Below are 7,184 nucleotides of genomic sequence, written 5' to 3' on the forward strand. Positions count from 1 at the left end.
TGGCTGTGTCAACCCGATCTGGGACCACGATGACGGCCTGACTGGGACCCACCTGGCACCGGCTAATCACGCCCTTGGTCTCGGTGGTCACTGCCGAGTGGCGAGGGCTATAGGTATCTGCAGACCTGATCGGGGCTACAGGTTTCGGGCTCTGGGAGGGCTGCATCGTCGCGGAGCGCAGCCACGTTGTCGCGAAGTGTTGTGAGGTCGGCGATCTGCGCGTCGATGTCGGCAAGGCGCGCGTCCAGCAGGTCACGTACGTGGCCGCAGGGAGCTTGGCCGTGGTCGCGGATGTCGAGGATCTGCTTGATCTGGGCGAGGGTGAGCCCGGCCGCTTGGCCGCGGTGGACGAAGTCGATCCGGCTGACCGCGTCGGGGGTGTAGTCGCGGTAGCCGGCCGGTGTGCGTTCGGCCGGGGGCAGCAGCCCTTGCTCTTCGTAGAACCGCAGAGTCTTGGTGGTCGTGCCTGCCGCCTCGGCGAGTTCTCCGATCCGCATCCCGGCCTCCATCGTGTCGCAGGTCTCGCTTGACCTTCCCCTTTACTGGAAGGTCCAGTATCGCTGCATCAGGAGCGTTTCCCAACAGTTCTGGGAGGAATCGGGATGCAGACCAGGTACGACCTCGCGATCATCGGATCCGGCGGCGGTGCGTTCGCGGCGGCCATTCGTGCGACCTCTCTGGGCAAGTCGGTGGTGATGGTCGAGCGTGGCACGTTCGGCGGCACGTGTGTGAACACCGGCTGCGTGCCGTCGAAGGCACTGATCGCAGCCGCGGAGGCCCGGCACGTGGCCGCGGACGCGCCGACCCGGTTCCCGGGCATCGCCAGCGTCGCGGGCGCGGTGGACATGCCGGCCCTGATCGGCGGAAAGCAGGATCTCGTCGAGGCCCTGCGGGGTGAGAAGTACGTCGACGTCGCCGACTCCTACGGTTGGCAGGTCCGCCGCGGCAACGCCGCGTTCGCCGGCACTCCGGATTCGCCCCTGCTCGAGGTCGCCGCGGCGGATGGCAGCGTCGAGACCATCGAGGCAGCGCAGTACCTGGTGGCCACCGGGTCCCGTCCCTGGGCCCCGCCGATCCAAGGGTTGGAGGAGGCCGGGTACCTGACCTCGACTACGGCGATGGAGTTGACCGAGGTCCCCGACTCGCTGCTGGTGCTCGGTGGTGGCTACGTGGCCCTGGAGCAGGCGCAGCTGTTCGCCCGGCTCGGGTCGACGGTGACCCTGCTGGTTCGGTCCCGGCTCGCGTCGAAGGAGGAGTCGGAGGTCTCCAAGGCGCTGCAGGAGGTCTTCGCCGATGAGGGCATCCGGGTGGTCCGCCGAGCGGTCCCGACCCGCGTGACCCGCGACGCCGCCACCGGCCAGGTGGTGGTGACCGCGGACGTCTCCGGTGGCGCGCAGGAGTTCCGCGCCGACGAGGTTCTGGTCGCTCTCGGCCGCCGACCGGTGACCGACGGGCTCAACCTCGACGCGGTCGAGGTGAAGACTGGCGAGGTCGGCGAGATCGTGGTCACCGACCAGCTGCAGTCCTCCAACCCGCGGATCTGGGCGGCCGGTGACGTGACCGGGCACCCCGAGTTCGTCTATGTCGCCGCCCACCACGGCACCGTGGTCGCCGAGAACGCCTTCACCGACGCCGAGCGGTCGGTGGACTACATGCGGCTGCCCCGGGTCACGTTCACCAGTCCCGCGATCGGCGCAGTCGGGATGACTGAGGCCCAAGTCCTCGCGGCCGGGATCCGCTGCGACTGCCGGGTGCTCCCGCTGGAATACGTGCCGCGAACGCTGGTCAACCGGGACACCCGCGGCTTCATCAAGATGGTCGCCAACGCCGACACCGGCGAGATCCTCGGCCTGACCGCGGTCGCCAAGGACGCCGGCGAACTGGCCGCCGCGGGCGTCCACATCATCGGCAAGACCATCGCCGAGGTCGCCGACGCCTGGGCGCCTTACCTGACCATGACCGAGGGCATCCGGATCGTCGCGAAGGCCTTCACCACCGACGTCTCCAAGCTCTCCTGCTGCGCCTGACCCGCACCCACCCCACTCAACGAAGGAGGCATCCGCGATGTCGGACCTCAGCACCCAACTGCCCCAACGACTCACCCGACCCGAGGAGACCGGCCTTGACGCCGGCCTGCTGATCCCGCTGCTGCGGCTGCTCGTCGACGGCGACCCCGTCACCGTCGAGCAACTCGCCGCGGCTGCGAGCCGCACCCTCGATGACGTACGGCGCGGTCTCGCGGCGGTGCCGGACACCGAGTACGACGATCAGGGCCGGATCATCGGCCAGGGCCTCACCCTGCGCCCCACCCCGCACCGGTTCACCGTGGCCGGTGAGGAGCTCTACACCTGGTGTGCGCTGGACACGCTGATCTTCCCCGCCCTGCTGGACCGCCCGGCAAAGGTGGAGTCGGCCTCCCCGGTCAGCGGCGAGCCGGTTCGGGTCAACGTCGACCCCACAGAAGGTGCAACCAGCGTCGATCCGCCCACCGCGGTGGTGTCGCTGGTGAACCCGGAGCAGATCACCTCGATCCGTTCCTCCTTCTGCAACCAGGTGCACTACTTCACCTCCCCCGAGGACGCCGCGGGCTGGCTGGCCGAGCACCCCGGCGCGGAGGTGGTCCCGGTGGCCGAGGCGTGCCGGATCGGGGCCGCCCTCGCCACCGGCCTGCTCAACCGCCTCCAGGCGCCCGCCGCGGCCGACGACAGCCACAGCTGCTGCTGACCCATACCCACTGAAGGGAATGAGAACACCGATGATGTCCAACCACGACGATCGCCCGGGAGGCAGCGGCCTGCTCCTCGGAGCCGGCGCCGCGCTGCTCATGGTCGCCTGTTGCGCCCTGCTCCCCATCCTCATCGCCGGTGGCGCGATCGCCGGTATCGGCGCGTTCCTCCGCAACCCGTGGGTCATCGGCGCCGGGATCGCCCTGGCGATCCTCGCGCTGATTGCCATCTCCCGCCGCGGCGGCGGCACCGCCGGCCACGGCTGCTGCCCGCCCATGCCCACCAACGAAAACGTCGACCCGAAGGACGAGCAGAACCGATGAGAATCACCCGCCGCCACCACGCCGCGCTCTCGATCGCCGCCGTACTCGCCGCCGGATCGCTGACCCTGACCGCCTGCGGCAACAGTGCCGACCCCGCGACCGCCGGTTCCGGTTCACCCGCCACCGTGACCAGCGTCGATGGCCAGCAGATCAGCCTGCCCGCCAACGGGAAGCCCACCGCGGTGTTCTTCTTCTCCGTCGGGTGCGGCGAATGCGTCAACGGCGTCCGGTCCCTCGGCGAGGCCGCCACCACCGCCGAGAACGCCGGCACCGTGGCAAGCTTCCTCGCCGTCGACATGGACCCCGGCGAATCCAAGGCCCTGATCGGCGACTTCATGGAGTCCGTCGACGCCGAACACGTACCGGCCGCAATCGACGATGGCGCGGCACTCTCCCGGCGATTCGAGGTGGCCGCTCTGTCCACCCTGATCGTCGTCGACGCCGACGGCACGGTGACCTTCCGCGCCACCGACCCCGACGCCGCGACGATCACCGCCGAACTGGCAAAGGCCGGAGCCTGACCCATGGGCGGACTGCTCACCCTCGCCTTCGCGGCCGGCATGGTCGCGCCCGTGAACCCGTGCGGGTTCGCGCTACTCCCGGCCTGGATCACCCACACCCTCGGCGACACCGATGCCTCAACGGTCCCGGTGCGGCTGCTGCGGGCGCTGCGGGCCGGTCTCGTGTTGGCGGTGGGGTTCGCCGGCACCCTCGCGGCAGCTGGCCTGGTAGTCAGCGCCGGCGCCCGAGGGCTGATTCGCGCCGCGCCGTCGCTTGGCCTGGCCGTCGGCATCCTGCTGGTGGTTCTCGGCCTGTGGATGCTAGCCGGACGCTCGGTCTCGGTGCGGGTGCCTCGGATCCCCGGCCGGGCAGCCGCGGGACTCCCACCCACTGCCCGGATGGCTGCGTTTGGGGTCGGCTACGCGCTGGCTTCGCTGTCGTGCACGTTCGGGGTGATCCTCGCGGTCATCGCGCAGGCGCAGGCCACCTACAGCTATGCCGGGCTCCTGCTCGTCTTCGGTGTCTACGCTGCTGGCTCGGCGACCGTCCTGCTGCTGCTCGCCCTGGCCACCGCCGCGGCAGGCAGCGGACTCACCCGCCACGTCGCGCGATTGGCCCGCCATGGCCCACGGGTCACCGCTGTCGTCCTGCTGCTCACCGGCGCCTATCTGGCCTGGTACTGGTACCCGGCGGCCACCAGCGACGCCCCGGTCGCCGCGGGCCGTGGTGGCGGACTCACTGACGTCTCCGCGGTGGTCTCCAGCTGGATCCAGACACGGGCGACACTCATCGGCGCGCTCGCTGCCGCGTCTGCGCTGGTAGTGCTGGCGCTCGGGGTTCTCCAGCGACGCCGCCGGATCCTTCGGGGGCGCCCGATGACCACGCGGGACAGCACGCAGTGACAGCCCACCGGGTGCGGCGTGCGCACGAAACAGGCTCGGTTGATTGCGTCACCGCGACGCGTTCCCTGACCGGGTCGACGCCAGCCGGTAGGAGTCGGTACCAGTTTCGATGATGTTGCCGCCGAAGGTGAGGCGGTCGACGATGGCCGCGCACAGGCGCGGGTCCGTGAAGGTCTTGGTCCAGCCGGCGAAGCCCTCGTTGGACGCGATTGCCACGCTGTTCTTCTCCTCTCGCTCGGTGAGGACCTGGAAGAGGAGTTCGGCGCCGCGGCGGTCCAGTTCCATGTAGCCGAGCTCGTCAATGCAGAGCAGGTCGACGCGGCCGTAACGAGCGATCGTGCGGGCCAACTGCTTCTCATCGGCTGCTTCTACAAGCTCGTTCACCAGCCTCGTGGCGAGGGTGTACTTTACCCGGAATCCCTTTTCCGCGGCTGCGGTCCCCATGCCGATGAGCAGGTGAGACTTGCCGGTGCCGGAATCCCCGATCAGGCACAGCGGCTGGCCCTTCCGCACCCACTCGCCGGTCGCCAACTGGTGGATGGTGGCGGGGTTGATGTTCGAGTTGGCGTCGAAGTCGAAGTCCGCGAGGAACTTGCTCCGCGGGAACCCGGCGCCGTTCACGCGCCGGATGGTGGACCGACGGTCGCGGTCGTCGCACTCGGCCAGGAGCAGCTCGGCGAGGAATCCGGTGTAGGTCAACTGGTCCTTGTTCGCCGCCGCGACCGCGTCGCCAAGCAGGGCCCGCATGGTCGGGAGCCGGAGCCTCCGGCAGGCCTGGTCGACCGCCGCTACGGCGGCTTCCTCGGTCAGGCCGCGGCGGCGGCGCAAGGTGGTGGTCACGCTGGTGACTGTGCTCATCGGGGTGCTCCGCTCTCATCGGGACTCATCGGGTCGGGGTGGTGGTCGGTGCCGGTGCGGCGGCCGAGCAGTTGCTGGTATTTCTCCATCGACGGCAGCGGCCGGGTGTCGGGCGGGAGGCCGGCGATGACCGCGGCCGGGTCGAGCAGCAGGCGTTCGGTGAGGGACACGACCTTCCGGCTGCGCTTGGCGTCGCCATCTCGTCGTTCGCCATCGCTGGGCTGCGCAACGGGATGACGGTCTGAACTGGCCCCGGTGGGCGCTGCGAGGGTGGTGTGCAGGCGTGCTTCGACCGCGACCACATCAGCTGAGACTGCACCGACGCTCACTGCGGCGAGCAGCCCGGCTTCGACTTCGTCGGCGGCCATGGCGCGGTGCAGTAGGAGCACGTCGATCAGTTCCCGGGTGCCGACCGCATCCCCGAGCCGCCTGCGGGCGTTCGCCCAGAACGCCTCATGCGCAGGCGTGAACGCCCCCGATTCGCGGGCCTGCGCCAACGCGGTGGAGCCTGGCAATGCGCCCGGCTTACCCTTGAGCACCTCGAGGTAGTGGTCGAGGTTCACCGACTGGCCACCCCTTGTGATGACGCGGGCGTGCCGGGCGATCTGGAGTCGGCCGTCGAACACGACGACCTCGGATGCGCGCAAGGAGACGCGGACGCGGCGGTGGATGAACCGCGCCGGGACGGAGTACCGGGCCATGCGGACGGTGATCATCGCGGAGCGGTCGACCATCGGGTTCAGCATCAGCCCGGGGTCGAACCCCTCGACCGGGAGCGGCGCGAGGTTCTCGCGTTCGGTCGCGAAGTCCTCGCCGACGGTCCGGATCCGCGACGAGATCCGTCGGCGGTCGTCGGCGGCGTCCAAGGCACGGACCTTCTCGTTCAGCTCGTCGAGCGAGTCGACGACGGGCATGGGCACGAGGTGCTGGCGGCGGAACCGGCCGACGTCGCCTTCCACACCGCCCTTCTCATGTGCCCCGGCGATGCCCGGCTGGCAGTAGAACGCGTCGAACCCGAAGTGAGAGCGGAACAGCACCCAGCGGTCGTTCTCTACCCGCTCACGACCGCGCGCGTTGACGACCCGGGTGACTGCGGCGGTGAGGTTGTCGTACCGGACGTGCCGGGCGGGGATGCCGCCGATCTCGTTGAACGCGGCGATGTGGCCCTCGAGGAACGCCTCTTGGCCTTGGGTGGCGTAGATCCGGTGCACCGCCTTCCCGGAGTAACTCAACCTGAATGTGAAGAGGAAGACCTTCGTCTTCACCCCGGCCAGGATGACGTAGAGCTCGCCGAAGTCGACTTCTGCTTCTGCGCCTGGCGCGTGCTCCTGGGGGATCATGACTTCGACCCGGCGGCCAGCTTCGAGGCCGATCTGCGTGCGGCGGATGCGGACGTAGTCGCGAACCGTCGAGTACGACACCTCAATGGCGTCGTGTTCCTCGATGAGGCGGACGTGGATCCGGCGGGCGGTGTGCCGTTGCTTCCGCGGCGCCTCAAGGTCGGCGCGGAGCATGTCGTCGATGGCCGACTTGAACGGATCCAACCGGGGCGAGGAACGCACCGGGGTCTTCCGCGGCGGTGGTTCCGCGGACGTGAGGGCCCGGCGAACGGTGCCGCGTCCGACTTGGTGCTTGCGTGCGAGCGCTCGGATCGACATGCCCTCGACCCGGGCGTCCCGACGGATCGCAGCGAACAGTTCCACACGCACCCTCATCCCGAAACCCACTTCCGGTGCCGCGAGGACCGCTGGATGCGGGTCCTCCTGACGCCACGGAAGTGGGTCCAGATCAAGCCGTCACGACGCCACGCCGAAGCCCGGGTGGGTCCCGAATCAGACCGTCACACTGGTCCCGAATCAGACTGTCACCGCCAG

The 7,184-nt window shown here is 69.5% G+C and carries 8 protein-coding genes; 5 read left to right on the forward strand and 3 right to left on the reverse strand.

From position 1 onward, the window contains the following. Positions 1 to 107: 107 nt before the first annotated feature. The gene (locus B8W67_RS19610) at positions 108 to 497 is read right to left on the reverse strand and encodes a heavy metal-responsive transcriptional regulator (RefSeq protein WP_006246584.1); all 390 of its coding nucleotides are present in this window, start codon (positions 495 to 497) and stop codon (positions 108 to 110) included. Between the two features lie 105 nt (positions 498 to 602). Between B8W67_RS19610 and merA the strand changes: the two genes are divergently transcribed. From merA to B8W67_RS19635, 5 genes are read left to right on the forward strand one after another with little or no spacing between them, the layout of a single operon-like run. Next, on the forward strand, positions 603 to 2,027 hold the full coding sequence (gene merA, locus B8W67_RS19615; protein WP_006246583.1) for a mercury(II) reductase: 1,425 nt from the start codon (positions 603 to 605) through the stop codon (positions 2,025 to 2,027). 37 nt (positions 2,028 to 2,064) lie between these two features. Then, positions 2,065 to 2,724, forward strand: coding sequence for an organomercurial lyase MerB (gene merB, locus B8W67_RS19620; protein ID WP_006246582.1), 660 nt, complete (start codon positions 2,065 to 2,067; stop codon positions 2,722 to 2,724). Between the two features lie 31 nt (positions 2,725 to 2,755). After that, a complete protein-coding gene (locus B8W67_RS19625; RefSeq protein WP_006246581.1) occupies positions 2,756 to 3,049 on the forward strand; it encodes a mercuric ion transporter MerT in 294 nt (97 codons plus the stop codon). Further along, positions 3,046 to 3,570 carry a TlpA family protein disulfide reductase gene (locus tag B8W67_RS19630; protein ID WP_006246580.1) on the forward strand — a complete coding sequence of 175 codons (525 nt, stop codon included), beginning with the start codon at positions 3,046 to 3,048 and terminating at the stop codon, positions 3,568 to 3,570. Before B8W67_RS19625 ends, B8W67_RS19630 begins: the two co-directional genes overlap by 4 nt. Before the next feature lie 3 nt (positions 3,571 to 3,573). Further along, positions 3,574 to 4,452, forward strand: coding sequence for a cytochrome c biogenesis CcdA family protein (locus B8W67_RS19635; protein ID WP_048472691.1), 879 nt, complete (start codon positions 3,574 to 3,576; stop codon positions 4,450 to 4,452). A gap of 48 nt (positions 4,453 to 4,500) precedes the next feature. Here B8W67_RS19635 and istB read toward each other — a convergent pair whose 3' ends face one another. After that, positions 4,501 to 5,310 carry an IS21-like element helper ATPase IstB gene (istB, locus tag B8W67_RS19640; protein WP_006246577.1) on the reverse strand — a complete coding sequence of 270 codons (810 nt, stop codon included), beginning with the start codon at positions 5,308 to 5,310 and terminating at the stop codon, positions 4,501 to 4,503. Continuing rightward, positions 5,307 to 7,025 (reverse strand): IS21 family transposase, encoded by a 1,719-nt coding sequence (istA, locus tag B8W67_RS19645; RefSeq protein WP_008720624.1) that lies wholly within the window; start codon positions 7,023 to 7,025, stop codon positions 5,307 to 5,309. The genes istB and istA overlap by 4 nt, the downstream gene beginning before the upstream one ends. Between the last annotated feature and the right edge of the window lie 159 nt (positions 7,026 to 7,184).

This window comes from Mycolicibacillus koreensis, from assembly GCF_002104795.1.
GTDB classification, from domain to species: Bacteria; Actinomycetota; Actinomycetes; order Mycobacteriales; family Mycobacteriaceae; genus Mycobacterium; species Mycobacterium koreense.

What these genes read in the sequence shown, in the direction of transcription:
- B8W67_RS19625 (WP_006246581.1), top strand. Translation starts at nt 2,756, where the DNA reads ATGATGTCCAACCACGACGATCGCCCGGGAGGCAGCGGCCTGCTCCTC.
- merB (WP_006246582.1), top strand. Translation starts at nt 2,065, where the DNA reads ATGTCGGACCTCAGCACCCAACTGCCCCAACGACTCACCCGACCCGAG.
- B8W67_RS19630 (WP_006246580.1), top strand. Translation starts at nt 3,046, where the DNA reads ATGAGAATCACCCGCCGCCACCACGCCGCGCTCTCGATCGCCGCCGTA.
- B8W67_RS19610 (WP_006246584.1), bottom strand. Translation starts at nt 497, where the DNA reads ATGCGGATCGGAGAACTCGCCGAGGCGGCAGGCACGACCACCAAGACT.
- istB (WP_006246577.1), bottom strand. Translation starts at nt 5,310, where the DNA reads ATGAGCACAGTCACCAGCGTGACCACCACCTTGCGCCGCCGCCGCGGC.
- istA (WP_008720624.1), bottom strand. Translation starts at nt 7,025, where the DNA reads ATGAGGGTGCGTGTGGAACTGTTCGCTGCGATCCGTCGGGACGCCCGG.
- merA (WP_006246583.1), top strand. Translation starts at nt 603, where the DNA reads ATGCAGACCAGGTACGACCTCGCGATCATCGGATCCGGCGGCGGTGCG.
- B8W67_RS19635 (WP_048472691.1), top strand. Translation starts at nt 3,574, where the DNA reads ATGGGCGGACTGCTCACCCTCGCCTTCGCGGCCGGCATGGTCGCGCCC.